Raw genomic sequence first — 26465 nt, forward strand, 5'->3', positions numbered from 1 at the left:
GTGTTGACTGATTGTCCGCTATCGCGAGCAGGCTCGCTCCCACATGGGACATCTACAAGTTCTGGATTTTTTGGCGTATCCCCGATGAAAACCGTTGCAATGGTGCTGTTCCCGGATTTTTTGCTGCTCGACATGGCCGGGCCTATGGAGGTGTTTTCCATCGCCAATCGCTACCTCGCAGGGGACCTGCGTTATCAATTGCTGACCCTGGGAACCGAGCGCGGGGCATTGCGGGCGTCCAACGGCGTGATGGTCCAGGCCGATATCCATATCGACCAGGCATGGGCGGCTTATGACGTGTTGCTGGTGCCGGGCGGGCCGGGGGCCTATAACGACCAGCATCCGGGGCTGCACATCTGGTTGCGGGCCGCGGCACAACGGGCTACGCGCTACGGCTCCATCTGCACCGGGGCCTTTGTGCTCGGTGAGGCGGGCTTGCTCGACGATTATCACGTCACCACCCACTGGCATTACACCGACCGCCTGATACAACGTTTCCCCAAGGCGCTGGTGGAAACCGACAAGATTTTCCTGCAGGACCGGCGCCTGATCACCTCCGGCGGCGTCACCGCCGGGATCGACCTGGCCCTGTCCATCGTCGCTCAGGACCACGGTCGCAAAGTTGCGTTGGACGTGGCCAAGGTGTTGTTGGTGGTGATGAAACGCCAGGGTGGACAGGCGCAATTCAGCCCCTCGGTGGCGGCGGTGTCGACGCAGGAATCGGCCATTACCCGCGTGCAGAATCATGTGATGGAACATCTGGATGAACCCTTCACCATCGAGCGCATGGCCGCGTTGGCCGCCATGAGCGCGCGGCATTTCGCCCGGGTCTTCGCCCGTGAGGTGAAGATGACACCCATGGAGTTCCTGCAGGGCGCGCGCATCGACCGGGCGCGTCAATTGCTGGAAACCACCGACCTGCCGCTCAAGACCGTGGCGTTTCGCAGTGGCTTCGGCAGCGTGCGGCACATGCGCTTTTTGTTCGGTGAAAAGCTCGGCCTGACCCCGGTGCAGTATCGCCAGCAGTTCAGTTGAGCCATCGGTGTCCGTCCAGGGCACCGTGATGTCCGTGGCGCTCCCTGTGCCAGCATTGTCCTGAGGCCTGCGCCTGCCAAGATAACGGCGAACCCTTTGGAAAGGATGCGCAGGAGCCTGGGCAGACGTGTTCGGTGATCCGCACGCTGACGCCCGCACCGGTTATCCGGCGCTGGATCGCCCATGAACAGTTACGTCAAACCCGATAGCGAGCCGGCGGTGGGCTTCGGTCCGTTCGCCTTCTACCGGCAGCAGCGGCTGGTGACCCGTGACGGTCAGCCCCTTGCGCTGGGCGGCCGTGCCTTGGACGTCCTGCAGGTGCTGGTGGAGCACGCCGGCCACTACGTCAGCAAGCAAACACTCATCGCTCACGTCTGGCCAGACAGCGTCGTGGAGGCCATCAACCTGCGGGTGCACATCGCGGCGCTGCGGCGGGCCTTCGGTGATGGGCGAGGCGGCGCTCGCTATATCCTCAATCATCCTCGACAAGGCTATTGCCTTGCGCTGCCCCTGGTGGCGCAAGAGCGCGTTGAGTCGCCTTTCAGCCCCCAAACCGAGCGGCACAATCTGCCCGCACGCTTGAGCCCGGTGGTGGGTCGCGACAAAGTCCTGGGACGATTGCTGGCGCAAGTGCCCCGTCAATCCGTGACCACCGTGACCGGCCCCGGCGGGGTCGGCAAGACCACCGTGGTGTTGCGGGTGGCGGAGCTGCTGCTCGAACACTTTGAGGACGGTGCCTGGTTCGTTGACCTGGCGGCCGTCGGCGATCCTTCGCAAGTGGTGGCGCAAGTGGCCGGCGTGCTGGGCGTGGAGCGGGGTGCTTTGGCCCGCTGCCTCGAACCCTGTCGGATGTTGCTGGTGCTCGACGGTTGCGAGCATCTGCTCGACGCTTGTAGGGAGCTGGTCCAGGCAGTGGCTGCGGCGCCTGGGGTGTCGCTGCTGCTCAGCAGTCGCGAACCCTTGGACTTGCCGGATGAAAGGATTGTGTCACTGCCGGGCCTGGCCGTGGCGTCGCCCCTGGAACCGGAGCACCAGATCGAGGCATGCCCGGCGGTGCAGTTGCTGATGGAACGGGTTGGTGCCCGGCAGGAGGGTTTCAAGCCGGGTGGCCGCGACTGGCCGACGCTTGCACAGATCTGCCAGCGCCTGGACGGATTGCCGCTGGCGTTGGAACTGGCGGCGGCCCAGGTCGATGCCTTGGGAGTGGCTGGCGTCCTGGAACAACTGGATCACGGTTTATCACTCTTGAGCCATGGGCGGCGTACGGCGGTGGCCCGGCACCGCAGCCTGGAGGCGGTGTTGGACTCGAGTTTCGAGCGTTTGAGCGCTGACGAACAAACCGCATTCCGGCGCCTGGCGGTGTTCGAGGGGCCGTTTACGCTCAAGGCGGCGCTGGCCGTGATCAGTTGTGCTGAACTGAGTGTCGGGCAATTACCCTCGCTGCTGTCGCGGCTGGTGAGCGTGTCACTGCTGATGGTCGAACCGCTTGCCGAAGGGGGGCGCTTCCATCTGCTCCACACCACTCGCGCCTATGCCATGGACAAACTGCGGCGCAGTGGTCAGTGGCCTGTGTTTCATCGGCGTTACGTGCTGCAAGGTGCCTGGGGAGTCCGGCGTTCAAGGCCCCAACCGTCAAGTCAGCGCCTGGAGCAGCACGCTGGCGTCCAATAGGTCGGGGGTCTCGAAACCTTCGGTGAAGCGTCGATAGACGGGGCCGAGCAGTGCCTGCGCGGCATGCGCCTGCCCTTGGCGCTGCCACAAACGGGCCAGGGACGTGGCGCTGCGCAGTTCCCAGGCCAGGGCCTGGTGACGACGTGCCACGGCCAGAGCGGCCAGCAGTTGCGCCTCGGCGGCTTCTTCCTGGGACGGTTCATTGCGTGCCAGCAAGGTCTCGGCACCGGCCCGCAGGATCTCTGCCGAACACCAGCCCGCGGCACCGCTGCGGGCCCGTTCGATTTGCGCCGGGCTGACGAAGTCGCTGCGCAGGGTGACGGCGATGTCCTGGATCAACCCGTTTGTCGGGCGTGTTGCCAGGGGCTGATCGTCGAATGCGTGGTCGTAATGGCAAGCCCAGTCATGGAACAGCATCACCGAATGTTTCTTGGCCTGCTGCTTCAACAAGTCGAGTCTTTCCCGGGCAGTCGAATGATCGCCGGTGTAGTGGGCGATCACGCAACCGGCCAGCGCCAAGGTGTAGCAGATCGAAATACCGTGGTTGATCTGCACGGCGATCTGCAGCGCCAGGTTGGCGGTACGCTGGGCTTTCTCGGCAAAACCTTGCAGCCAGAGGATGCGCGCCAGAACCGTCAGCGCGGCCACGCTCTGGTCGTATTGCACGCCGAAGCCGTGGCTGAAGCGGCTGAGGTGACCGCTCTGGGCCAGGCGCTGGATCACCTGTTCGGCTTCGCGCCGCGCCGCGCGCTGGTCGCCGGTGAAATGCAACGCCAGCACCCGCAGGCGTTGGGTGCTCAAGGACAGGGTCGGGTCGCCCTGCAAGCCCAACCGGTCGAAATCCCGGCTGTGTGCCAAGGCCTGTTGGTAGTCACCGCAACTGAGGTCGACGGTCATTTGCCCGGACACGGCCCGCAGCTCGCTGGCCAGGTCCTGGCATTGCCGGGCCAGTTGCCGGGCCGTGGCGAAGGCTCGAACAGTGGCCGGCGTGCCGCCCTCGGTGTGGTAGTTGAAACTGGCATGGGCCAGCTCCAGGGCCAGGGTCAAGCGCGGGCATGGCGCGGGGCTGGCCCGCAACAATTGCAGTGCTTTGTTGACGTAGAGGCCGTGTTCCTTGAGCAGCGACAGTTCCTGCCAGAGGGGCAGGGTACGGGCGGTCAGGCGGATCGCTACGGCGTGTGAACCCTGCGGGCCCAAGCCTCGGTCGAGCGCCGCGCGGATGTCGTCGCGATAGTCGGCATAGCGGGCGATCCACAGTCGGGTGGGGGTGTTTTCCCAATCGTTTTCCGCTTGTCCCATGAGCGCCAGGCAGCGTTCGGCGTGGCGCTCCTGGCTGACCGCCAGCTCCCCGGCTTCGGCCAGTTGTTCCAAGGCATAGCGGCGGGTGGTGTCCAGCAGGCGATAGCGCACCTCTTCATCGCCGATCTCTACATTGAGCAACGATTTGGCGACCAACTGGCTGACCGACACCAGCACCTGTTCGGGCGCGACATGCTTGCCGACGATCACCGCGGCGGCCGAGGCCAGGTTGAAACTGCCCATGAACACCGCCAACCGCCGCAGGCAGGTCTGTTCGCAGGCCGTGAGCAACGCGAAGCTCCAGTCCAGCGTGGCGCGCAGTGTTTGCTGGCGCGGTGCGGCGTCGGTGTCGTTGTGAAGCAGGGCGACGCTGTCTTGCAGTTGCCGGTGAAGCTCCTCCAGGGTGAAACGGCCGATTTGCGCGGCAGCCAGCTCGATGGCCAGGGGAATGCCGTCCAGCCGTTGGCAGATGTCGACCACCAACGGCACCTCGCGGTCGCTCAGTTCGAAGTCGTCACGGCTGGCCATCGCCCGTTCGGCAAACAGTTGCAGCGCCGGGTATTCCAGGGCGGGGTAGCCCTCGATGGGCATTTCCCGGGGCGGGAACGCCAGGGCGTCCAGGCGCTGCACGTGTTCGCCTTCGGCGCGCAGGCCTTCGCGGCTGGTGGCCAGGATGTGCAGGTGGGGTGCGCCGCGCAGCAGGGTTTCGCTGAGCAGGGCGATGGCGTCGATCAGGTGCTCGCAGTTGTCGATCACCAGCAGCAGATGCCGCTCCTTGAGCTGCCGGGCGATGGCGTCCAGCGGATCACCGTCCTGCAGTGGCAGGTCGAGCAAGGCGCACAGGTTGGGGGCGATCATGGCCGCGTCGTTGAGCGATGCCAGGTCCAGCAGATGCGTGCCGTCACGGTACTGGCCGATCAGCCGTTCAGCGACCCGCAGGGCAACGGTGGTCTTGCCGATGCCGCCGGTACCGACCAGGGTAATGAAGCGTTTTCTCGGTAGCTGGGCCACCAGGTTTTCCACCAGGGCCTGGCGCCCGATCATGCGCGTGCGTTGCAGAGGCAGGTTGCGCGTCAAGGACGGATGAGGGATGTGCGCCCATTGGTCGAACGGCTCGAATGACAGCGGCGCGACAAAACTGTAGCCGCGCTGCACCACGGTGACGATGTAGCGCTGCCCGGCCTGGCCATCCCCGAGGGCCTTGCGCAGTGCCGCGACGTGCACGCGCAGGTTGGTGTCTTCCACCACGCTCCTGGGCCAGACCCGGGCGATCAGTTGCTGCTTGCTCACCACCTCGCCGGCGTGCTCGAGCAACACCAGCAGAATTTCCACGGCCCGCCGTCCCAGGCGCAACGGTTGCCCACCCTCGAGCACCAGGCGTTGGCGAGGATGGGCTCGGTAAGGGCCGAAATGCACCGTCTGTTCGACGGGCAGGCTGAGGTATTGGCTCATGTTGCTCTCAATGTTCTGGTCCCGGTGCCTGGGCTTTACCCGAGCATATTCCTCAGGTTTGGCTTCAAGCGCAACGGCGCAGGCTCTACTCCCTGCCTTCCAGCCGCCGGACCCTGTGGCGAGGGAGCGGGCTTTTAACACGCCGGTTCCGAAAAAATTAACAACGTTTAACTCACGCAGGTGCCCCCCATGGCCGGACCATAAAGCGATCCACCCACCTCAAGGAGTCACGTCATGAGCACCTTCATCACCCGCGACGGCACCGAGATTTACTACAAGGACTGGGGCAGCGGTCAACCGGTGGTCTTCAGCCACGGCTGGCCGTTGAACTCGGACAGTTGGGAGGCGCAGATGATGTTCCTGGCGTCCAACGGCTACCGGGTAATCGCCCATGACCGCCGTGGGCACGGGCGCTCCAGCCAGCCCTGGGACGGCAACGACATGGACACCTACGCCGATGACCTGGCCGAGCTGATCGAGCGGCTGGATTTGAAGGACGCGGTGTTGCTCGGCTTCTCCACTGGCGGTGGCGAAGTGGCGCGCTACATCGGCCGCCATGGTGCTGCCCGTGTCGCCAAGCTCGGCCTGATTTCGGCGGTGACGCCGCTGATGCTCAAGACCCCGGCCAACCCCGGCGGCCTGCCTGTGGAAGTGTTCGACGGTTTCCGCCAGGCCTCCCTGGCCGACCGTTCTCAGCTATACAAGGATGTGGCCAGCGCGTTTTTCGGTGCCAACCGTCCGGGCGCCAAAGTCTCCCAAGGCATGATCGACTGGTTCTGGATGCAGGGCATGCTCGCCGGCCACAAGAATACCTATGACTGCATCAAGGCGTTCTCGGAGACCGATCTTTCCGAAGACCTGCGCAACATCGACGTGCCGACCCTGGTGGTCCATGGCGATGACGATCAGGTGGTCCCCATCGAAACGGCTGGCATCGCCGCCGCCAAGTTGCTCAAGAACTCGCAGCTGCTGATCTACCCCGGCGCGCCCCACGGCCTGACCGACACTCACAAGGACCGCCTGAACGCGGACCTGCTGGCGTTCATCCAGGGTTGATCAAGCCACACACCTGTGGGAGCGAGCTTGCTCCCACAGGATTGGCATTCAACAGGAACAACACCCATGAACCGCAATGATTTACGCCGTCTCGACATGAACCTGCTGGTGATCTTCGAGGCGCTGATGTTCGAGAAAAACCTGACCCGTGTCGCCGAAAAGCTGTTCATGGGCCAGCCGGCGGTGAGCGCGGCGCTGGGGCGGCTGCGGGATCTGTTCGATGATCCGTTGCTGATCCGCCACGGTCGCGGCATGGAGCCGACGCCGCGGGCCCTGGCGATCCTGCAAGAGCTGCAACCGGCCATGGACACTATCTCTGGCGCGGTCAGCCGGGCCAAGGCGTTCGATCCGTCCACCAGTTGCGACGTGTTTCGCATCGGTCTGTCCGACGATGCCGAATTCGGCCTGTTTCCACCGCTGCTGAGCCAGCTGCGCGAAGAAGCGCCGGGGATCATCGTGGTGGTGCGCCGAGCCAACTTCCTGCTGATGTCGTCGCTGCTGGCCAGCGGTGAAATCAGCGTCGGCGTCAGCTACACCACCGATCTGCCGGCCAATGCCAAGCGCAAGAAACTGCGGGACATTCCTTGCAAGGTCTTGCGTGGCGACAAGCGCCCGGGGCCCTTGACCCTGGATGAATACTGTTCGCGGCCCCACGCCATGGTCTCGTTCTCGGGCGACCTGAGCGGCAACATCGACCTGGACCTGGCCCGCATCGGCCGGACCCGCAAAGTGGTGCTGGCGGTGCCGCAGTTCAGTGGGCTGCGGGCCTTGCTGGCCGGCACCGAGCTGATCGCCACCGTGCCCGACTATGCGGCCTGCGCGCTGGTGGAAGGCTGCGCACTGCGCGCCGAGGACCCGCCGTTCGAGATCAATGCCGCTGAACTGTCGATGGTCTGGAGCGGCGTGCATGACAACGACCCGGCCGAGCGCTGGCTGCGTTCGCGCATTGCCAGTCACATGTCCCAACCGCTGCCAGCGGCGGCCTCGATCACTGCGGACGGAGCCCACCGATGAACATGACTGATGAGCGCCCGCTGCAGGATCTGGGCTTGTTGTTCCTGCGCTTGAGCGGCGGATTGTTTCTGCTGTGGGTCCATGGGCTGCCGAAGCTGTTGCACTACAGCGTCGAGCTGACCCGTATCGAAGACCCGTTTCACCTTGGCGCGGCGCCGACCCTGATCCTGGCGATTTTCGCCGAGGTGCTGTGTCCGCTGCTGATCATGGCCGGTGTTCTGGTGCGCCTGGCGTGCCTGCCGATCCTGTTTCTGCTGGCGGTGGCGCTGCTGGTGGTGCACCCGCAATGGAGCCTGGAAGAAGGCCAGTTCGGCTGGTTGCTGTTGATCGTATTTACCAGTGTGTTTATCGCCGGGCCCGGACGCCTGGCAATCAATACGCGTTTTGTTGGAGTGCTTCGCCATGTCTGAGTCTCAAACCGTTGAATCCACCGCGAGCCCGGCCAGGCCCGGCTTCGATGAAATCGTGACCTTGGTGGTCAAGCACCGGATCAAGGTTGGCCAGGAGGCTGCCTACGAGGCCTGGTTGCGTCGCACGGTGCGCGTGGCCGGCCAGTGGCCGGGTCATTTGGGGGTGGATGTGGTGCGGGGCAAGCAGGGCGGGCTGGCGCTGTTCACCTGCGTGCTGCGTTTCTGCTCCACCGAGGCCATGCAGCGCTGGCTGGACTCGCCCGAGCGCCGCGAACTGGTGGAGGAGGCCATGCCGTTGCTGGCCGACGGTGACCAGACCGAAGTCGGGTCGCACAAGGAGTTCTGGTTCACCCCGCTGGCCGATGCGGCTACACCGCCGCCGCGCTGGAAGCAGGCCGTGGTGACGCTGCTGGTGATCCTGCCGCATACCTTGCTGGTACCGCTGATCTGGGGGCCGTTGCTGCAACTCAACAGTTTTCTTTCCAACTACGTGGTCGCCACGTTCCTGATCACCCTGACCATCGTGCTCTCTGTGGTGTACGTGTGCATGCCGCTGGCGACCCGTCTGTTCGCACCGTGGCTTGAGGCCTCGAAAGCCCACGTGCACCTGGAGCCCGGCCATGGCCAATAAGGACGACCCAACCGATCCGCTGCGCCGCCAATTGCTCGCCGCCGGGTCCTTGCTCAGCGCTGCGGCGGCTTTCTGGCCGCGGCTGTCCCTTGCCTCTACTCATCCAGAAGGAAATCCGATGAACGCCGATCTGATTCTGTTCAATGGCCAGTTCCATACCGTCGACCGTGAAAAGCCCCGCGCCAGTGCGGTTGCCATCAGCCAGGGGCGCTTTGTCGCGGTCGGCACCGACGCCGAGGCCATGGCCTTGCGTGGCAGCGGCACCCAGGTCATCGACCTCAAGGGCCGCACCGTCATTCCCGGGCTCAACGACTCGCACTTGCACCTGATCCGCGGCGGCCTGAACTACAACCTGGAGCTGCGCTGGGAGGGCGTGCCATCCCTGGCCGATGCCTTGCGCATGCTCAAGGACCAGGCCGACCGCACGCCGACGCCACAATGGGTGCGTGTGGTGGGCGGCTGGAACGAATTCCAGTTCGCCGAAAAACGCATGCCGACCCTGGAAGAGCTCAACCAGGCTGCTCCCGATACGCCAGTGTTCGTATTGCACCTGTATGACCGTGCCTTGCTCAACCGTGCCGCGCTGCGGGTGGCCGGCTACACCCGTGACACGCCGAACCCGCCGGGTGGCGAGATCGTGCGTGACAGCAAGGGCGAGCCCACCGGCATGCTGGTGGCGCGGCCTAACGCAATGATCCTTTATTCGACGCTGGCGAAAGGGCCGAAGCTGCCGTTGGAGTACCAGGTCAACTCCACTCGCCAGTTCATGCGTGAACTCAATCGTCTGGGCCTGACCAGTGCCATCGATGCTGGCGGCGGCTTCCAGAACTACCCGGACGACTATGCGGTGATCGAGCAGTTGGCCCGCGAGCAGCAGTTGACGGTGCGCATCGCCTACAACCTGTTCACCCAGAAGCCCAAGGAAGAACTCAGCGACTTCAAGAACTGGACCGGCAGCGTCAAGTTGCACCAGGGCGATGACTTCCTGCGGCACAACGGCGCCGGGGAAATGCTGGTGTTCTCGGCGGCGGATTTCGAGGACTTCCTCGAGCCGCGCCCGGACCTGCCGCCGGGCATGGAGCAGGACCTGGAGCCGGTGGTCCGGCACCTGGTGGAGCAGCGCTGGCCATTCCGCCTGCATGCCACCTACGACGAATCCATCAGCCGCATGCTCGATGTGTTCGAGAAGGTGAACCGCGACATTCCGTTCAACGGCCTGCCCTGGTTCTTCGACCATGCCGAGACCATCACGCCGAAGAACATCGAGCGCGTACGGGCGTTGGGCGGCGGGATTGCGATCCAGGATCGCATGGCCTTCCAGGGTGAATATTTCGTCGACCGCTACGGCGCCAAGGCCGCCGAAGCCACGCCGCCGATCAAGCGCATGCTCGCCGAAGGCGTGCCGGTGGGCGCTGGCACCGACGCCACCCGCGTCTCCAGCTACAACCCGTGGACCTCGTTGTACTGGATGGTCAGCGGGCGCACGGTCGGCGGCCTTTCGTTGCACGAAGAGGGCCTGCCGCGCCTGACCGCGTTGGAGCTGTTCACCCACGGCAGCGCCTGGTTCTCATCGGAGCAGGGCAAGAAAGGCCAGATCAAGGTCGGCCAATTGGCAGACCTGGCGGCCCTGAGCGCGGACTTCTTCAGCGTCGAGGAAGAAGCCATCAAGTGGATCGAGTCGGTGCTGACCGTGGTCGACGGCAAGGTGGTGTATGCCGCCGGCGACTTCGAAAAACTCGGGCCGGCCAGCGTCCCGGTGCTGCCGGACTGGTCGCCGGTGGTCAAGGTCCCAGGGCACTGGCGCCCGACGTCGCCGTTGCAGGCCCAGGTCCACCAGTGCAGCGGTCCGTGCACGGTGCATTCCCACAGCCATGAACGGGCGAGGTTGTCGAACGTCCCGGTCAGCGATTTCCAAGGCTTCTGGGGCGCGTTTGGCTGTTCCTGCTTTGCTTTTTGACTAACACACCGATTCTCCCCTGTGGGAGCGAGCCTGCTCGCGAAGGCGTCGGCACATCCGACATCGCCGCAAGCTGACACACCGTCATCGCGAGCAGGCTCGCTCCCACATTGTTTTTCAATACATCCATCCCAAAGGAGTCATCCCATGAGCAACGTTCCCGCCTACAACCGTCTGAACAAAGACGACGCGGTCGTCCTGCTGGTCGATCACCAGACCGGCCTGATTTCCCTGGTCCAGGACTTCTCGCCCAACGAGTTCAAGAACAACGTGCTGGCCTTGGCCGACCTGGCGAAGTTCTTCGAACTGCCGACCATCCTGACCACCAGCTTCGAAAAAGGCCCTAACGGTCCGATCGTGCCGGAGCTCAAGGAAATGTTCCCGGACGCGCCGTACATCCCGCGTCCAGGCCAGATCAATGCCTGGGACAACGAAGATTTCGTCAAGGCGATCAAGGCCACCGGCCGCAAGCAACTGATCATCGCTGGCGTGGTCACCGATGTCTGCGTGGCGTTCCCGACTTTGTCGGCGCTGGCTGAAGGTTTTGACGTGTTCGTGGTGACCGACGCCTCGGGTACGTTCAACGAAACCGTGCAACAGGCCGCCTGGGTACGCATGACCGCTGCCGGCGCGCAGATGATGAACTGGTTCTCGGTGGCCTGTGAGCTGCACCGCGACTGGCGCAACGACATCGAAGGCCTGGGCAACCTGCTGTCCCAGCGCATTCCGAACTACCGCAACCTGATGAACAGCTACTCGGCGCTGACGGCCAAGTAAGCAGTCCATGCTGAACGACGCCCGCCTTGTGCGGGCGTTTTTGTGTCTGGCATCAGCGCCTCGCAAGTTGTGCCACCGCTATCGCGAGCAAGCTTTGCTCTCACAATTGGATCTGTGGGAAAACCTGTGGGAGCAAAGCTTGCTCGCGATAGCGGTGGCACATTCAACAGCTAGGCAATCTGACTCACCAAGACCACAATGCCCAGCCAATCCCCCTGACTGTCCACCCCAGGAATGACAATGAACCCCTTCGAAGAAATGCGCATCTTTGCCCAGGTCATGGAGTCGGGCAGTTTCACCGCTGCGGCGGAAAAACTGGGGCTGTCCAAGCAGTTCGTCAGCCGCAAGCTGATGGAACTGGAACAACGCCTGGGCGTACGCCTGCTCAATCGCTCGACCCGGCGGCTGGACGTCACGCCCCTGGGCCAGCGCTATTACGAAGCGGCGCTGCGCCTGCTCAATGAAGTCGAACAGGTGGAGCAGGGCATCAGCGGCCAGACCAGCGAACCCCGCGGCACCATTCGCCTCAGCGCACCGCTGTCCTTCGCCGTGGCGCACCTGGGCAGCCTGCTGCCGCTGTTTCTGCAGCGCTATCCGGGTGTCAGCGTCGAGGTGGACCTGAGCGACCGCTCGGTGGATCTGCTGGGAGAGGGCTATGACCTGGCGCTGCGCATCGGCGTGCTGGAGGATTCGACGCTGATTGCCCGGCGCATCGCGACTATCGAGCGGGTGTACTGCGCCAGCCCGACCTACCTGGCGCAAAAAGGCACACCCGCGCGGCCTGAAGACCTGCGCAATCACGACTGCCTGCCCTATGGTCACAGTCGTCAGGTGCAGTGGCGTTTCGTGGGGGCCGGCAAACCGCTGACCCTGGAGGTCACGGGACGCATGCGCGCCAATAACGGGGATTTGCTCAGGGACGCGGCCATCGCCGGCATGGGCATCACCTATCTGCCCGCTTTCATCCTCGGCGACGCCTTGAAGGATGGGCGGCTGATCAAGGTCCTGGAAGGTTTCGAGACCGAACCGCTGGCGCTATCTGCGGTGTATCCCCAGCATCGGCAAAGTGCACGCCCGGTTCAGGCGTTGGTGGAATTCTTGCGTGAACAAATGCAATAAAGCACCGCAGCGCATTCAGCCGTCACATGACGGCTGAAGCATCTACGGTGCTTTGATCAGGCGGCGAGGTTGGCGCTGCTCAGTTCTTTTTTGTACTGCGCTTTCATGGTTTCCATGTCTGCACCCAAGGCATCGAGTTTTGCCTTGCCCAGCAGTTTTTTCGCGTGCGGGAACATTTCCTTTTCTTCTTCCTCGATGTGGTGCTCAAGCAGTTCCTTGACCACTTTCACCCGACCGGCGAATTCCGGCTGGGTTGGATCGGTGGCTTTCAGGTCTGGCAGCACCAGGGAGTCGACGGTACGGTGTTCTTCCTTGGCCTCGTAATACATTTCGGCCTCGTCCTTGCCACCGGCCTGCTTGAAAGCCGGATAAAGAATTTCTTCTTCCAGGCGGGTATGGATGGAAATTTCCATTTCCAGTTTCGCCAACAGGTCGGTACGTTTTTTCACGGCGCGTTCAGTCGACTCGCTCAGTTGAGTCAGGATGGCTTTGACGCGTTCGTGGTCGGCTTTCAACAGATCGATGGCATTCATGGGTAGCTCCTCGGCAATACACGGAAGCGGGCAGGCTTGGAGACGCCTACGCCGCGTAAGAGCTGAATTGCATCAGCTGTGCCAGCCGAAGATCGATTTAAAACCCTTTAAAAACAATAAGTTGAAACGCAAAGAATTTCCGGCGTCGTGCAAGCTGCATGAGCGGGGGGCAAAACGCGTTGCACTTTGCGCTGGTGGCTAGACATTTTCGATCCGTTGTCGGACCCGGCTGGCGATTGCCAGGCAGGACGTCAGCCCGGGCGATTCGATCCCGAGCAGGTTGATCAACCCTGGCACCCGGTGTTCGGCCTCGCTGCTGATGACAAAGTCGCGGGCCGGTTCGCCGGGCGCGCAGATCTTCGGGCGAATGCCGCTGTAGGCCGGTTGCAGGCTCTGGTCCGGCAGGCCCGGCCAATAATTGCGGATCGCCGGGTAAAACGCTTCGGCCCGGGCCGGATCCACTCGGTAGTCCTCGCACTCGACCCATTCTGTGTCCGGGCCGAAGCGCGCCTGGCCGGCCAGGTCCAGCGTCATGTGGATGCCCAGGCCGGCGGCTTCCGGGGCGGGATAGACCAAGTGCCGGAACGGTGCTCGCCCGGCGAGGCTGAAGTAGTTGCCCTTGCACAAAAAGTCCTCGGGCACCGATTGCATCTCCAGGCCTTCGATGCGGCGGGCGAGGGCAGGTGCCTGGAGGCCGGCGGCGTTGATCAGCAGGCGACAGGACAAGGTCATTTGCGCCGTGCCGCCCAATTCCAGCATGAACCCCCCAGTGATGACGCGAGCACCCAGTAAAGGCGTGTGGAAAGCAATGTTCGCCCCGGCCGCTTCGGCGTCACCCAGCAAGGCCAGCATCAGAGCGTGGGAATCGACGATACCGGTGGAAGGCGAATACAGCGCGGCGACACAGGCCAGGGCCGGTTCCAATGCCTGCGCCTGTTCTTGGTCGAGCAGGCGCAGGTCGTCCACGCCGTTCATCAAGCCACGCTCAAGCAATGTTTCGAGTCCGGCCACCTGCGCCTGATCCGTGGCAACGATCAACTTGCCGAGCCGGCGGGTGGCGACGCCGTGGCTTTCACAAAAGGTGTACAGCTGGTGTCGGCCTTCGACGCACAACTGCGCCTTGAGACTGCCCGGTGGGTAATAGATGCCCGCATGGATGACTTCGGAATTGCGCGAGCTGATGCCCATGCCGATGGCTTCGGCGGCTTCGATCAGCAGCACTTCATGCCCGGCTCGGGCCATCTCTCGCGCCACGGCAAGCCCGACGACCCCAGCGCCTACGACGACGCACTCGATATCGACACTCAACGTTGTTCCTCCTTCAGGGATCGCAGGTTGGCGGGTTGAGGATAGCCCTGCTTGGGAAGTGGATGTAGCGTGGGCCATACAGCGCTCCCAGCCTCAGGGGCAGGTAGCCAGAGGCCAACCGACGCGTGCTGCACGCAGGAGGCTGGCCTTGACAACCAAGCGGTGGAATGGGGCGATAACGAAGATGTAGGCCCGGCCTAGACGGTTGTGGCACTGGACCACGGTTGAAAGAACCAACTGGCGACTGTCTTCTGGCTCTGCCTCTCCAGAACACAGGATCGATATCCGGAAGTCGAGGTGCTTGTCGTCTTCTCCCAACACGATTTCAGTCTGATTCGTGCTGTAGACCTTGAAGACGCCTACCCGATCAGCAAGGGTTGCCAAATGTCTGGCTGTCTTGAGGCCAAAACAGGCAACGACAGTGTCCCGGACTTTCAGGAGCCATCCGATCCAGGATGGCTGGTGGGAAAAGATGAATCGAGCCAGCAAATCTGGATTGCCGGATGTGCCCGCAGGAAGCCGAATCGCAAAAGCGTCCGCCAGGTTCATCGACTTGTAAAGGTGGGTGATGCCGGACCCTGAGGGGACTGGCACGGACATAATGAGCTCAAATTCTCGGGGCATCGGGGATCTCTCCTGAGTTCTAACTACCAATTCGACGACATGCCATGTCGCGTTTTTTGTTGGAAGGCGCCAACTTCTCCTTGTCGGATACTGAGCCCGATCAAGGCATCATAGAGCGCTTGCTGCCCAGCCGGCAGAACAGGGAGCAACGTCGCACGGCGCTTGTCGGCATCGAACCAGGATTCAACCAACCATCCCACCAGATAGAGCGCCGAAAGGCATCCACCAGCGGTTGCAACGTTCCCCTGGCATACAAGAGGCTGGTCCATGGGTTCAAGTCCCAGAGCTTGCAAGCTCGATCGCGCATCCGGGTGGGTAGTGGCTGGGCCGTTGAGCAGCCCAAGCCGTTCGAGAATGAAAGCTCCGGCGCATATGGAGCCGATTCGCTGGCGTCTGGAGTCAAGTTCGAACGACGGCAGGAAATCCGGGGCGGCAAGTGCAGCGGGTATTCCTTCCTTGCCGCTGACGAACAATACCGCGTCGGCACTGTTGGCCTCGCAAAGCGGACCGTTCACCGAAACAGGCAGGCCGTGCGCCGACCGCACGATAGCGCTGGAACCCAATATTCGGACGTGCCAGTCCTCAGTGTTGCGGCCTAAGATGTCCCACATCAGGAATAGGTCGATATCAGTGAATTGGTCGAAAGCAACCAGAACGATTTTCTTCAAGGCGAGCTCCATGAAAAGTGCTGGCGTGCAAAACGCAACGGCCATCTCTGCTGGTGTTCGCAGCGTACCGATCGGTTACGCGCCATACACAGTCTGTATGGCGCTAAATAGGGAGCGAAATGACCGTTGAGAAAACTGACTCGTAACCATTGGATCGCGGCTGGTTTTGAGGCCCTCGACCAAATAGGGCATACCGGTGTTTCGGCCGAGAGTCTATCGCGCCGATTGAATGTGACCCGCGGATCGTTCTATCACCATTTTCGCAATCGCGAGGATTTTGTCCGCACCTTGCTGGCCGCTTGGGAAGAAGACTACACGGAGCGCATGCTCGCTTATGCGGGGCAGGGCAGTAGCGCGGGCGAAATCCTGAAACGCTATTTGAGTATTGCCGCTGAGAAACAACCTGGGCGGGAAGTTTCCATCCGAGCCTGGTCGTTGCACGATCCGTTGGTAGGCGAGTTTCAGCAGCGTGTTGACACAAGACGACTGGATTTCGCGATACGGACGTGCCGCCGCCTGGTCCATATGCCAGGGCAAGCAGAAGTGATTGGTCAGGTGGCCCATCTGTGCCTGATTGGTGGTCAGCAGGCAGGGCTGCGGCGTGATGCCGCTCGCTTCAACCGTTTCCTGCATGGAGCCTTTTCACTTTTCGAAGGGGCGCTTGCACCGTGGCGGGCCTGAGTCATGAGCTATATCGGGTAACTGAATAAATAGTGTCCAAGGCTAACGTCCATGGCACTGGCCTAAAAAAAAACGGCACCCAAAGGTGCCGTTTCTGTTTTCTACGATCTACCGCTACACGATCAGCCCGTCAAGCCAGCCTGCTGAACCAGGGTCAGCAACGGCTGCGGGTACACACCGAGGAAGAACGCCAGTACGGCGATGGCCAGCAGCATCACGCCGCCTGCCTTCTGTTCCCAGTGCAACTCGGCGTCGTGGCGACGCAGGTTCGGTTCCATCAGGTACAAGGTGACCATGACGCGCAGGTAGTAGAACACGCCGATGGCACTGCCCAGCACCAGGGAGCCGACCAGCCACCATTGGTGAGCCTCGACGCCGGTGGCGATGATGTAGAACTTGCCGATGAAGCCGGCGGTCAGCGGGATGCCGGCCAGGGACAGCATCATCACGGTCAGCACGGCGGTCAGGTACGGACGGCGCCAGAACAGGCCGCGGTATTCGTACAGGGCGTCGGCGTCGCGGCCGTTGTACGGCGAGGACATCAGGGTGATCACACCGAAGGCGCCGAGGCTGGTGATCACGTAGGTGACCAGGTACACGCCGATGGCTTCCACGGCCAGGCCCTTGCTGGCGATCAGGGCGATCAGCAGGTAGCCGAAGTGGGCGATGGACGAGTAACCCAGCAGACGCTTGAGGTTGCTCTGGGTCAGTGCCAGCAGGTTACCGAACAGGATCGACGCGATGGCGATGATGGTCAGTACGTTGCTCAGCACACCGCTGCTGGCCACTGGCGAGATCTGGAACAGACGCACCATGACCGCGAACACCGCCACTTTCGAAGCGGTGGCCAGGAACGCCGCCACTGGCGCCGGGGCGCCTTCGTAGACGTCCGGGGTCCAGAGGTGGAACGGTACCAGCGACAGCTTGAACGCCAGGCCGATCAGCATCATGCCCAGGCCCAGTTGCGCGATCGGGCTAGGCAGGCCGGTGGCGGCCAGGGCCTGGCCGATGCCGACGAAGCTCAGGGTGCCGGCTTCGGCGTAGAGCAGGGCCATGCCGAACAACAGGAACGCGGAACCGGCCGCCGACAGCACCATGTACTTGATGCCGGCTTCCAGGGAGCGCTTGTTGAAGAAGGCGTAGGCCACCAGGCCATAGACCGGTACCGACAGCAGTTCCAGGCCGATGAACAGGCTGGCCAGGTGCTGCGCGCTGACCAGGACCAGGCCACCGGCGGCGGCCATCAGGATCAGCAGGTACAGCTCTTCGCGGTTGCCCGGGTAACCCGAACCGCCATCGCCGAGGTAGGCGTGGGCGAGGGTGACACAGGCCAGGGTGGCGACCAGGATCAACGCCATGTACAGGCAGGCGAAGCTGTCGATCTGAATCAGCGGGGTGACCGCCAGGGGCGCGACTTTCAGGGCCGGCAAGATCGACAGCAGGGCCAGGTTCAGCCCCGCCACCGACAGCAGGAAGGTCTGTGAGTGATTGCGGCGCCAGGCGATCGCCAGCATCACCACGATGATCGTGGCGCTGGTGATCAACAGCGGCGCAAGCGCGATAAAGTGTTGAATCGTGAATTCCATAGCGCTCTTACCGGGCCGAAGCGAGTTGAGAGAAGGCGGTGCCGAGCCACTGCTGCACGCCATGCATCGTGGCGGCAGAGGTGTCGAGGAACGGTTGCGGGGAAACGCCGAGGTAAACCAGCAGCACCGCAAGGCCGAGCACCATGATCAGTTCGCGACCGTCCATGCCGCGCAGCACTTCGTCCGACTTGGTCGGGCCGAAGTAGGCACGGTGGATCATGATCAGCGAGTAGACCGAACCGAACACCAGGCCGGAGGTGGCGATGGCGGTGATCCACGGAGCGCTGGCGAACGTGCCGATCAGGATCAGGAACTCGCCGACGAAGTTGCCAGTGCCTGGCAGGCCCAGAGAAGCGGCTGCGAAGAACAGGCTGATGGCCGGCAGGTAGGCGATGCGCGACCAGATGCCGCCCATCTCACGCATGTCCCGGGTGTGCAGGCGCTCGTACAACTGGCCGCTGAGGATAAACAGCGCCGCCGCCGACAGGCCGTGAGCCAACATCTGGATCACCGCGCCTTGCAGGGCGAGCTGGCTGCCGGAGTAGATCCCGATCAGCACGAAGCCCATGTGCGAAACGCTGGAGAACGCGATCAGGCGCTTGATGTCGGTCTGGGCGAACGCCAGGAACGCACCGTAGAAAATCCCGATCAGGCCCAGGGTCATGGCGATCGGCGCGAACTCGGCCGACGCATTGGGGAACAGCGGCAGGGCAAAGCGCAGCAGGCCGTAGGCCGCCGTCTTGAGCAAGATACCCGCCAGGTCCACGGAACCTGCGGTCGGCGCCTGGGCGTGGGCGTCCGGCAGCCAGGAGTGGAACGGCACCACTGGCAGCTTCACCGCGAAGGCGATGAAGAAGCCGAGCATCAGCACGTACTCGGTGGTCTTGGACATCTGCACTTTCAACAGGTCGGCGTAGTTGAAGGTAATCACACCGGTGTTGTTGAAGTTGACCAGCACCAGGCCAAGGATCGCCACCAACATGATCAGGCCGGAAGCCTGGGTGAAGATGAAGAACTTGGTCGCCGCGTAGATCCGGGTTTTCTTGCCGTCCGAAGAACTGTGACCCCAGAGCGCGATGAGGAAGTACATCGGCACCAGCATCATTTCCCAGAAGAAGAAGAACATGAACAGGTCCAGCGCCAGGAACACGCCGATGACGCCGCCCAGGATCCACATCAGGTTCAGGTGGAAGAAACCCACGTGACGCTGGATCTCTTTCCAGGAGCAGAGTACCGAGAGGATACCCAGCAGGCCGGTCAGCAGGATCATCAGCAGCGACAGGCCGTCGAGGGCCAGGTGCACGCTGATGCCGAAGCGCGCGATCCAGGCATGCTTGAATTCAAGCGCCCAGGTTGGATCGGCGCCAGGAGCCGGAGCAAATGAATAGTCGCCGGTCGCCCACAGCCAGAGGCCGAGCGCGAGTTCCAGGGACATGGTCAGCAGCGCAATCCAGCGCGGGAGCGTGGAGCTGGAGCGCTCCGCGATCCAGCACAGCAGGCCGCCGATGAAGGGGATCAGGATTAGCCAGGGCAGAATCATGACGGGCTCGTTTCCTTTCGCAAGTTCGCAAGGTTCATATCAGACCGCTACCAGCACGATGGCGCCGATAACCAGCACGGCGCCAGCCGCCATGGAAGCCGCATACCAACGCAGTTGACCGGTCTCGGTACGGCTCAGGGCAGTGTGGCCGCCCTTGGCCATGCGCGGGATCAGGCCAATGGTCTGGTCGAGCGGGTCTTTGCGCAGAATGTGGCTGATCGCAAGGTATGGCTTGACGAACAGTTTGTCGTAGATCCAGTCGAAGCCCCAGGCGGCGAACCACCAGGCCGAAAGGAATCGCCCGATACCGCTGTTGGCGATCGCCGTGACGAAACGACGCTTGCCCAGGAACAGCAGGGCGGCCAGCAGGATACCTGCCAGGGCGATGGCGCCCGAGGCGATTTCCAGGCTGTGCTTGGCTTCGCCGCCGGCATGGCCGACGCTTTGCGGCAGCACATCGGCCAGCGGTGGGGTGATCATGGCGCCGACGAAGGTCGACAGCACGATCAGCACCGACAGTGGCAGCCAGTGAGCAATGCCATGGCCGGCATGGGCTTGGGTCTTGGCTTCACCATGGAACGCGATGAAGATCAGGCGGAAGGTGTACAGGGAGGTCATGAACGCACCCACCAGGCCGGCATAGAGCAGTGCCTGGTTACCGCTGGCGAACGCTTCCCAGAGGATCTCGTCCTTGGAGTAGAAGCCGGCGGTGACCAGTGGCAGGGCCGCCAGGGCCGCGCCGCCAACGATGAAGCTGGCGTAGGCCAACGGCAGTTTCTTCCACAGGCCGCCCATCTTGAAGATGTTCTGCTCGTGGTGGCAGGCAACGATCACCGCACCGGAAGCAAGGAACAGCAGCGCCTTGAAGAAGGCGTGGGTCATCAGGTGGAAGATCGCGCCTTCCCAGGCACCAACGCCCAGGGCCAGGAACATGTAGCCGATCTGGCTCATGGTCGAGTAGGCGAGGATGCGCTTGATGTCGGTTTGTACCAGCGCGGCAAAACCGGCCAGTACCAGGGTCACGCCGCCGACGATGCCCACCAGGTGCAGGATGTCCGGCGCCAGGGCGAACAGGCCGTGGGTACGGGCGATCAGGTAGACGCCAGCGGTCACCATGGTCGCGGCGTGGATCAGTGCCGAGACCGGGGTAGGGCCGGCCATCGCGTCCGCCAACCAGGTTTGCAGCGGCAGTTGCGCGGATTTACCAACGGCGCCGCCCAGCAGCATCAGGGTCGCCAGGACGATCCAGAAGTCACCGACCTTGAAGTGCTCGGGCGCCTTGACCAGCAGTTCCTGGATATTCAGCGTGCCCAGTTGCTGGAACAGGATGAACAGGCCGATGGCCATGAACACGTCGCCGATCCGGGTGACGATGAACGCCTTGAGTGCGGCATTCCCGTTGTTGCGGTCGCTGTAGTAGAAACCGATCAACAGGTACGAGCACAGGCCCACGCCTTCCCAGCCGAAGTACAGGAACAACAGGTTATCGCCGAGCACCAGGAACAGCATGCTGGCGATGAACAGGTTGGTGTAGGCGAAGAAGCGCGAGTAACCGGCTTCACCGCGCATGTACCAGGAGGCGAACAGGTGGATCAGGAAACCCACGCCGACCACCACGCCGAGCATGGTGATGGACAGGCCGTCCAGGTAGAGGGCGAAGTTCGGCGTGAAGCCTTCCACCGCCATCCAGCGCCACAGCACCTGCACATACACACCGCCTTCGGGCGGGGCGACGTTGAACTGCCAGATCACGTAGGCCGTGACGATGGCAGACAGGCCGATGGAACCCACGCCAACCAGCGCCGAAAGGTTTTCCGACCAGCGTCCACGGGAGAACGACAGCAGCAGGAAACCAATGAGGGGGAATACGAAAGTCAGAAAGATTAGGTTCATCCGCGCATCTCGCTGGCAGCGTCGATATCGAGAGTGTGGAAGCGGCGATACAGCTGCAACAGGATCGCCAGGCCGATACTGGCCTCGGCGGCTGCCAGGCTGATCACCAGGATGAACATGATCTGTCCATCCGGCTGCGCCCAGCGAGCGCCCGCGACGATGAAAGCCAGGGCGGAGGCATTCATCATGACCTCCAGGCTCATCAGCACGAACAGAATGTTGCGGCGGACCATCAGGCCAACCAGACCGAGGCAGAACAGGATGCCGGCAACCGCCAGACCATGCTCGAGAGGGATAGCAGGCATGTGATTACTCCTTCGCCTCGTTACGGCCCAAATGGAACGCCGTGACGGCTGCGGCAAGCAGCAGCATCGAGGCGAGTTCGACCACCAGCAGGTACGGACCGAACAGGCTGATGCCCACGGCCTTGGCGTCTACGGTGGTGTGGCCGATGGCCTGGCCGCTCTGGTGAGCGAACAGCACATACAGCAGTTCACCCAGCAGCAGGGCGGACAGGATTACCGGTCCCGCCCAGATGCCGGGCTTGAGCCAGGAGCGTTCCTGCTGGACCGCGGCCGGGCCGAGGTTGAGCATCATCACCACGAACACGAACAGCACCATGATGGCGCCGGCGTAGGCGATCACTTCCAGGGCACCGGCGAACGGTGCACCGAGGGCGAAGAAGGTCATGGCCACGGCGATCAGCGAAATGATCAGGTAGAGCAGGGCGTGCACGGGGTTGGTGTTGGTGACCACACGAAGCGTGGACACCACCGCGATACCCGATGCGAAATAGAAAGCGAATTCCATCTTTCTTCCTTAAGGCAGCAAGCTCTTCACGTTGATCGGTTCGGCTTCGTTCTGCGCGGCGCCTTTTGGCTTACCGGCAATGGCCATACCTGCAACACGATAGAAGTTGTAATCAGGGTTTTTACCGGGACCGGAAATCAGCAGATCTTCTTTCTCGTACACCAGGTCCTGACGTTTGAACTCGGCCATTTCGAAATCCGGCGTGAGCTGGATCGCGGTGGTCGGGCAGGCTTCCTCGCAGAGGCCACAGAAAATGCAGCGCGAGAAGTTGATACGGAAGAAGTCCGGGTACCAGCGACCGTCTTCGGTTTCAGCTTTCTGCAGCGAGATGCAACCCACCGGGCACGCCACGGCGCACAGGTTGCAGGCCACGCAGCGCTCTTCGCCGTCGGGGTCGCGGGTCAGGACGATGCGGCCACGATAGCGTGGTGCCAGGTAGACCGGCTCTTCCGGGTATTGCAGGGTGTCGCGCTTGCGAAAGCCATGGCCGAAGATCATGACCAGGCTTCGCAGTTGGGTACCGGTACCCTTAACGATGTCGCCAATATATTTGAACATGGGTCAAATCCTCACTGAACCGCGGCCGCAGGCGCGTTCATCAAAACGATCGCAGCGGTCACCAGCATGTTGATCAGGGTCAGCGGCAGGCAGAATTTCCAGCTGAAGTCCATCACCTGGTCGTAGCGTGGGCGCGGGATCGAGGCGCGCAGCAGGACGAACAGCATGATGAAGAACGCGGTCTTCAGGGCGAACCAGACGAAGGACAGTTGCGGCAGGATGTCGAACGGACCGTGCCAGCCACCGAAGAACAGCGTTACCAGCAGCGCCGAGATCAGGATGATCCCGATGTATTCACCGACGAAGAACATGCCCCATTTCATGCCGGCATATTCAATGTGGTAACCGTCGGCCAGTTCCTGCTCCGCTTCCGGCTGGTCGAAGGGGTGACGGTGAGTCACGGCCACGCCAGCGATGAAGAAGGTACAGAAACCGAAGAACTGCGGAATGATGAACCACAGGTTCTGGGCCTGGTACTCGACGATGTCGCGCATGTTGAACGAGCCGGCCTGGATCACGATGCCCATGAGCGACAGGCCCATGAACACTTCGTAGGACACGGTCTGGGCCGAGGCCCGCAGGCTGCCCAGCAGGGCGAACTTGTTGTTGCTCGACCAGCCGGCGAACAGCACCGCATACACCGACAGGCCGGCCATGGCGAAGAAGAACAGCAGGCCGATGTTCAGGTCCGCCACACCCCAGGTCGGGGTGATCGGGATGATCGCGAAGGCGATCAGCAAGGCGCTCATGGCGACCACCGGTGCCAGGGTGAAGATCACCTTGTCGGCAAACGGCGGCGTCCAGTCTTCCTTGAAGAACATCTTGATCATGTCGGCGGCGATCTGGAACATGCCGAATGGGCCGACGCGGTTCGGACCGTAGCGGTCCTGCCACCAGCCCAGCAGGCGACGTTCGACGAAGCTCAACAGTGCGCCTGCGACCACCACGGCCAGCAGGATCACGATGGCCTTGAGGACCGTCAGGATCACAGCGATCACTTCAGGGGTGAACCAGCTCATTGCGCTGCCTCCTGCAGACCGTCGACGGTTTTGCCGAAAATAGCTGGCGGGATGCCTGCCAGGCCAGCCGGCAGGGCCACCAGGCCGGCGCCCAGTTCTTCATTGATGCGCAGCGGCAGACGCAAGGTCTGGCCGGCCACGTTCAGGCTCAGCAGGGCACCGTCGTTGACGCCCAGGCGGTCGGCTTCGGACTTGGCCAGCGACACGTAGGCGGCCGGAATGCGTTCCTGCACCGGTGCGGCCTTGGAAGAGTTCTCTTCGCTGCCGAACAGGTGATGGAACGGCACGACCTGCCAGGTGCCCGGTGCCGGATTGAAGGCGCGCGGCACGCTGGCGAACCAGCTCAGGTGATCGCCCTGGCTTTCGATCAGGCGGGTGCCCGGGTCGCCTGCACGCAGGTGACCACCGACTTCGTCCTGGAACTTGTTCCAGGCTTGCGGCGAGTTCCAGCCCGGCGACCAGGCGAATGGCACCTGGGAGCGCGGTTCGGTCGAGCCCGAGTAGCCTTCCATGGAGAACGAGAACGCAGTGTCGTTGTCCTGGGAGGTGCGTGGTTCGTGAACGCTGATGTCGGCGCGCATGGCGGTGCGGCCGGAGTAGCGCAGCGGTTCGCGCGCCAGCTTCAGGCCTTTGATGCGGAACGAGGCGGACGGTGCGGCGTCGACGATGGCGGCCAGTTGCGGGCTGCTCGAAGCGACGGCGGCGGTAACGTGGTCCAGTTGTGTCCAGTCGATCGGCTGGTCCAGCAGGGTGGCGCGCAGGGCGTGCAGCCAGCGCCAGCCTTCGTGAACCAGGATGCTGGCGTCCAGGTATTGCGGGTCGAAGACCTGGAAGAAGCGCTGGGCGCGACCTTCCTGGCTGACCAGCGTACCGTCGCCTTCGGCGAAGCTCGCCGCCGGCAGCACCAGGTGGGCGCGGTCGGTGGTGGCGGTTTTCTGATGGTCAGCGACGATCAGCACTTTCGCGGCGTTCAGCGCGGCATCGACCTTGGCCTTGTCAGTGCGGGTGTACAGGTCGTTTTCCAGCACCACGATGGCGTCGGCGCTGCCGTCGATCACCGCTTGCAGGGCGGCGTCCACCGATTCACCACCGAGCATGGCCAGGCCAAGGCTGTTGGCTTCCGGCACGATCAGGCTGATGGAACCGTTCTTCTCGCGCAGCTTCAAGGCCTTGGCGATGTTGGCCGCGGCTTCGATCAGCGCCTTGGAACCCAACGAGGTGCCGGCGATGATCAGTGGGCGCTTGGCCGCCAGCAGGGCGTCGGCGATGCGTTGGGCCAGAGCGGCCGCTTCGCTGTCCAGGCCGTCGACGGCCGGGGCGCTGGCGTCCAGGGCGTGGGCCACGGCGAAACCGATGCGGGCCAGGTCGTCAGGGGCGGCGTGGACGCACTCTTCGGCCACGTCGTCGAGCTTGGTTTCAGCGAGGCTGGCGATGAACAGTGGGTTCAGCGCGTGCTGGCCGATGTTCTTCACGGCAGCGTCGAGCCAAGGCTGGACGCGCATGGCGTCGGCCATGTCTTCGGCCTTGCCCTTGACCGACTGGCGCAGGGCCAAGGCCATGCGGGCGGCGGTCTGGGTCAGGTCTTCACCGAGGACGAACACCGCGTCGTGGTCTTCGATGTCGCGCATGTTCGGCACGGGCAGCGGGCTGTCCTTGAGCACTTGCAGCACCAGGCGGATGCGTTCCAGCTCACCGGCTTCGATGCCACTGTAGAAGTGCTCGGCGCCGACCAGTTCACGCAGCGCGTAGTTGCTTTCCAGGCTGGCCCGTGGCGAACCGATGCCGACGATGTTGCGACCGCGCAGCAGCTCGGCGGCCTTGTCCAGCGCTTGGTCCAGGCTCAGCTTGGCGCCGTTTGCCAGCAGCGGCTGGCGTGGACGATCCTTGCGGTTGACGTAGCCATAGCCGAAACGACCACGGTCACACAGGAAGTACTGGTTCACCGAACCGTTGAAGCGGTTTTCGATGCGACGCAGTTCACCGTAGCGCTCGCCCGGGGAGATGTTGCAACCGCTGGAGCAGCCATGGCAGATGCTCGGCGAGAACTGCATGTCCCACTTGCGGTTGTAGCGCTCGGAGTGGGTCTTGTCGGTGAACACACCGGTCGGGCAGACCTCGGTGAGGTTGCCGGAGAATTCGCTTTCCAGGGTGCCGTCTTCAACGCGACCGAAGTACACGTTGTCGTGGGCGCCGAACACGCCCAGGTCGGTGCCGCCGGCGTAGTCCTTGTAGAAACGCACGCAGCGGTAGCAGGCGATGCAGCGGTTCATCTCGTGAGAGATGAACGGGCCGAGGTCCTGGTTCTGGTGGGTACGCTTGGTGAAGCGATAACGGCGCTCGTTGTGGCCGGTCATCACCGTCATGTCTTGCAGGTGGCAATGGCCGCCTTCCTCACAGACCGGGCAGTCGTGAGGGTGGTTGGTCATCAGCCATTCGACGACGCTGGCGCGAAACACTTTCGCTTCTTCGTCGTCGATGGAGATCCAGCTGCCGTCGGTGGCAGGGGTCATGCAGGACATGACGATCCGACCACGCTTGTCGTTTTCGTCGGTGTACTGCTTGACCGCGCACTGGCGACAAGCGCCAACGCTGCCAAGGGCGGGGTGCCAGCAGAAATAAGGAATGTCGAGGCCCAGCGACAGACATGCCTGTAACAGGTTGTCTGCGCCATCGACTTCGAGCTCTTTGCCGTCTACGTGGATAGTGGCCATGGTTCAAAGTTCTTCGTTGGCCCGGTGTCAGCGGGCGTGGCTAATGGAATCTTGTTATTCGCGTGAATCAACACAGCCGTTTACGGCGTCATCACACGAGAAGACGAAGGGCA

The 26465-nt window shown here is 62.8% G+C and carries 23 protein-coding genes; 10 read left to right on the plus strand and 13 right to left on the minus strand.

The genetic code is table 11. The features are described from left to right. Positions 1–84: 84 nt before the first annotated feature. Both AB4O09_RS12000 and AB4O09_RS12005 read left to right on the plus strand, forming a co-directional pair. Positions 85–1035: a GlxA family transcriptional regulator gene (locus AB4O09_RS12000; RefSeq protein WP_003203414.1), complete on the plus strand. Its 951-nt coding sequence runs from the start codon at positions 85–87 to the stop codon at positions 1033–1035. Positions 1036–1218: 183 nt separating this feature from the next. Then, the gene (locus tag AB4O09_RS12005) at positions 1219–2706 is read left to right on the plus strand and encodes an ATP-binding protein (protein ID WP_043042509.1); all 1488 of its coding nucleotides are present in this window, start codon (positions 1219–1221) and stop codon (positions 2704–2706) included. On the opposite strand, the gene AB4O09_RS12010 is transcribed toward AB4O09_RS12005, so the two are convergent. Continuing rightward, positions 2668–5457 carry an ATP-binding protein gene (locus AB4O09_RS12010; protein ID WP_460108261.1) on the minus strand — a complete coding sequence of 930 codons (2790 nt, stop codon included), beginning with the start codon at positions 5455–5457 and terminating at the stop codon, positions 2668–2670. The two genes, AB4O09_RS12005 and AB4O09_RS12010, sit on opposite strands and share 39 nt — an antisense overlap. 234 nt (positions 5458–5691) lie before the next feature. Between AB4O09_RS12010 and AB4O09_RS12015 the strand changes: the two genes are divergently transcribed. The 7 genes from AB4O09_RS12015 (at position 5692) to AB4O09_RS12045 (ending at position 12421) form a co-directional block, all read left to right on the plus strand. Then, entirely contained in the window at positions 5692–6513 is an 822-nt protein-coding gene (locus AB4O09_RS12015) for an alpha/beta fold hydrolase (protein WP_003203408.1), read from the plus strand. A 66-nt stretch (positions 6514–6579) separates the two neighbouring features. Further along, on the plus strand, positions 6580–7527 hold the full coding sequence (locus AB4O09_RS12020; protein ID WP_013693718.1) for a LysR family transcriptional regulator: 948 nt from the start codon (positions 6580–6582) through the stop codon (positions 7525–7527). Beyond that, positions 7524–7937: a DoxX family protein gene (locus tag AB4O09_RS12025; RefSeq protein WP_003203404.1), complete on the plus strand. Its 414-nt coding sequence runs from the start codon at positions 7524–7526 to the stop codon at positions 7935–7937. Before AB4O09_RS12020 ends, AB4O09_RS12025 begins: the two co-directional genes overlap by 4 nt. Further along, positions 7930–8568 (plus strand): antibiotic biosynthesis monooxygenase, encoded by a 639-nt coding sequence (locus AB4O09_RS12030; RefSeq protein WP_013693717.1) that lies wholly within the window; start codon positions 7930–7932, stop codon positions 8566–8568. The genes AB4O09_RS12025 and AB4O09_RS12030 overlap by 8 nt, the downstream gene beginning before the upstream one ends. A gap of 118 nt (positions 8569–8686) precedes the next feature. Further along, complete coding sequence (locus AB4O09_RS12035) at positions 8687–10525, plus strand: amidohydrolase (RefSeq protein WP_003203401.1); 1839 nt, start codon at positions 8687–8689, stop codon at positions 10523–10525. 147 nt (positions 10526–10672) lie between these two features. Then, on the plus strand, positions 10673–11302 hold the full coding sequence (ycaC, locus tag AB4O09_RS12040) for an isochorismate family cysteine hydrolase YcaC (RefSeq protein WP_003203400.1): 630 nt from the start codon (positions 10673–10675) through the stop codon (positions 11300–11302). Positions 11303–11542: 240 nt separating this feature from the next. Next, positions 11543–12421, plus strand: a complete 879-nt coding sequence (locus tag AB4O09_RS12045) for a LysR family transcriptional regulator (RefSeq protein WP_013693714.1) — start codon at positions 11543–11545, stop codon at positions 12419–12421. A 56-nt stretch (positions 12422–12477) separates the two neighbouring features. Here the strand turns inward: AB4O09_RS12045 and AB4O09_RS12050 are convergent, their stop codons facing one another. From AB4O09_RS12050 to AB4O09_RS12065, 4 genes are all read right to left on the minus strand, one after another. Next, the gene (locus AB4O09_RS12050; protein ID WP_003203396.1) at positions 12478–12954 is read right to left on the minus strand and encodes a hemerythrin domain-containing protein; all 477 of its coding nucleotides are present in this window, start codon (positions 12952–12954) and stop codon (positions 12478–12480) included. 198 nt (positions 12955–13152) lie between these two features. Beyond that, a complete protein-coding gene (locus tag AB4O09_RS12055) occupies positions 13153–14262 on the minus strand; it encodes an NAD(P)/FAD-dependent oxidoreductase (protein WP_028237144.1) in 1110 nt (369 codons plus the stop codon). 93 nt (positions 14263–14355) lie between these two features. Further along, entirely contained in the window at positions 14356–14886 is a 531-nt protein-coding gene (locus tag AB4O09_RS12060; protein WP_013693712.1) for a DUF2867 domain-containing protein, read from the minus strand. Positions 14887–14909: 23 nt separating this feature from the next. Next, positions 14910–15554, minus strand: a complete 645-nt coding sequence (locus AB4O09_RS12065) for a DJ-1/PfpI family protein (RefSeq protein ID WP_460108263.1) — start codon at positions 15552–15554, stop codon at positions 14910–14912. 126 nt (positions 15555–15680) lie between these two features. Between AB4O09_RS12065 and AB4O09_RS12070 the strand changes: the two genes are divergently transcribed. Further along, positions 15681–16235 (plus strand): TetR/AcrR family transcriptional regulator, encoded by a 555-nt coding sequence (locus AB4O09_RS12070; RefSeq protein WP_003203390.1) that lies wholly within the window; start codon positions 15681–15683, stop codon positions 16233–16235. Between the two features lie 122 nt (positions 16236–16357). Here AB4O09_RS12070 and nuoN read toward each other — a convergent pair whose 3' ends face one another. Genes nuoN through nuoG form a run of 8 tightly spaced genes read right to left on the minus strand, consistent with a single transcriptional unit; the run spans position 16358 to position 26352 of the window. Further along, the gene (gene nuoN, locus AB4O09_RS12075; protein ID WP_003203388.1) at positions 16358–17821 is read right to left on the minus strand and encodes an NADH-quinone oxidoreductase subunit NuoN; all 1464 of its coding nucleotides are present in this window, start codon (positions 17819–17821) and stop codon (positions 16358–16360) included. Positions 17822–17828: 7 nt separating this feature from the next. Next, positions 17829–19361 (minus strand): NADH-quinone oxidoreductase subunit M, encoded by a 1533-nt coding sequence (gene nuoM, locus AB4O09_RS12080; protein WP_013693710.1) that lies wholly within the window; start codon positions 19359–19361, stop codon positions 17829–17831. A 39-nt stretch (positions 19362–19400) separates the two neighbouring features. Further along, a complete protein-coding gene (gene nuoL / locus AB4O09_RS12085) occupies positions 19401–21254 on the minus strand; it encodes an NADH-quinone oxidoreductase subunit L (protein WP_114731386.1) in 1854 nt (617 codons plus the stop codon). Next, positions 21251–21559, minus strand: coding sequence for an NADH-quinone oxidoreductase subunit NuoK (nuoK, locus tag AB4O09_RS12090; RefSeq protein ID WP_003180046.1), 309 nt, complete (start codon positions 21557–21559; stop codon positions 21251–21253). Before nuoK ends, nuoL begins: the two co-directional genes overlap by 4 nt. A 4-nt stretch (positions 21560–21563) precedes the next feature. Then, positions 21564–22064: an NADH-quinone oxidoreductase subunit J gene (gene nuoJ / locus AB4O09_RS12095; RefSeq protein ID WP_003203382.1), complete on the minus strand. Its 501-nt coding sequence runs from the start codon at positions 22062–22064 to the stop codon at positions 21564–21566. A gap of 9 nt (positions 22065–22073) precedes the next feature. Continuing rightward, positions 22074–22622 (minus strand): NADH-quinone oxidoreductase subunit NuoI, encoded by a 549-nt coding sequence (gene nuoI, locus AB4O09_RS12100; protein ID WP_003180051.1) that lies wholly within the window; start codon positions 22620–22622, stop codon positions 22074–22076. Positions 22623–22633: 11 nt separating this feature from the next. After that, positions 22634–23641, minus strand: coding sequence for an NADH-quinone oxidoreductase subunit NuoH (gene nuoH / locus AB4O09_RS12105; protein WP_003203379.1), 1008 nt, complete (start codon positions 23639–23641; stop codon positions 22634–22636). Next, positions 23638–26352 (minus strand): NADH-quinone oxidoreductase subunit NuoG, encoded by a 2715-nt coding sequence (gene nuoG, locus AB4O09_RS12110; RefSeq protein ID WP_003203377.1) that lies wholly within the window; start codon positions 26350–26352, stop codon positions 23638–23640. The genes nuoH and nuoG overlap by 4 nt, the downstream gene beginning before the upstream one ends. Positions 26353–26465 lie beyond the last annotated feature (113 nt).

The organism is Pseudomonas sp. H1_F01 (genome assembly GCF_054681425.1).

Excerpts from the sequence above, each read along its gene's own strand:
- AB4O09_RS12000 (WP_003203414.1), top strand. The coding sequence starts at position 85 with ATGAAAACCGTTGCAATGGTGCTGTTCCCGGATTTTTTGCTGCTCGAC.
- AB4O09_RS12005 (WP_043042509.1), top strand. The coding sequence starts at position 1,219 with ATGAACAGTTACGTCAAACCCGATAGCGAGCCGGCGGTGGGCTTCGGT.
- AB4O09_RS12010 (WP_460108261.1), bottom strand. The coding sequence starts at position 5,457 with ATGAGCCAATACCTCAGCCTGCCCGTCGAACAGACGGTGCATTTCGGC.
- AB4O09_RS12015 (WP_003203408.1), top strand. The coding sequence starts at position 5,692 with ATGAGCACCTTCATCACCCGCGACGGCACCGAGATTTACTACAAGGAC.
- AB4O09_RS12020 (WP_013693718.1), top strand. The coding sequence starts at position 6,580 with ATGAACCGCAATGATTTACGCCGTCTCGACATGAACCTGCTGGTGATC.
- AB4O09_RS12025 (WP_003203404.1), top strand. The coding sequence starts at position 7,524 with ATGAACATGACTGATGAGCGCCCGCTGCAGGATCTGGGCTTGTTGTTC.
- AB4O09_RS12030 (WP_013693717.1), top strand. The coding sequence starts at position 7,930 with ATGTCTGAGTCTCAAACCGTTGAATCCACCGCGAGCCCGGCCAGGCCC.
- AB4O09_RS12035 (WP_003203401.1), top strand. The coding sequence starts at position 8,687 with ATGAACGCCGATCTGATTCTGTTCAATGGCCAGTTCCATACCGTCGAC.
- ycaC (WP_003203400.1), top strand. The coding sequence starts at position 10,673 with ATGAGCAACGTTCCCGCCTACAACCGTCTGAACAAAGACGACGCGGTC.
- AB4O09_RS12045 (WP_013693714.1), top strand. The coding sequence starts at position 11,543 with ATGAACCCCTTCGAAGAAATGCGCATCTTTGCCCAGGTCATGGAGTCG.
- AB4O09_RS12050 (WP_003203396.1), bottom strand. The coding sequence starts at position 12,954 with ATGAATGCCATCGATCTGTTGAAAGCCGACCACGAACGCGTCAAAGCC.
- AB4O09_RS12060 (WP_013693712.1), bottom strand. The coding sequence starts at position 14,886 with ATGCCCCGAGAATTTGAGCTCATTATGTCCGTGCCAGTCCCCTCAGGG.
- nuoN (WP_003203388.1), bottom strand. The coding sequence starts at position 17,821 with ATGGAATTCACGATTCAACACTTTATCGCGCTTGCGCCGCTGTTGATC.
- nuoM (WP_013693710.1), bottom strand. The coding sequence starts at position 19,361 with ATGATTCTGCCCTGGCTAATCCTGATCCCCTTCATCGGCGGCCTGCTG.
- nuoL (WP_114731386.1), bottom strand. The coding sequence starts at position 21,254 with ATGAACCTAATCTTTCTGACTTTCGTATTCCCCCTCATTGGTTTCCTG.
- nuoK (WP_003180046.1), bottom strand. The coding sequence starts at position 21,559 with ATGCCTGCTATCCCTCTCGAGCATGGTCTGGCGGTTGCCGGCATCCTG.
- nuoJ (WP_003203382.1), bottom strand. The coding sequence starts at position 22,064 with ATGGAATTCGCTTTCTATTTCGCATCGGGTATCGCGGTGGTGTCCACG.
- nuoI (WP_003180051.1), bottom strand. The coding sequence starts at position 22,622 with ATGTTCAAATATATTGGCGACATCGTTAAGGGTACCGGTACCCAACTG.
- nuoH (WP_003203379.1), bottom strand. The coding sequence starts at position 23,641 with ATGAGCTGGTTCACCCCTGAAGTGATCGCTGTGATCCTGACGGTCCTC.
- nuoG (WP_003203377.1), bottom strand. The coding sequence starts at position 26,352 with ATGGCCACTATCCACGTAGACGGCAAAGAGCTCGAAGTCGATGGCGCA.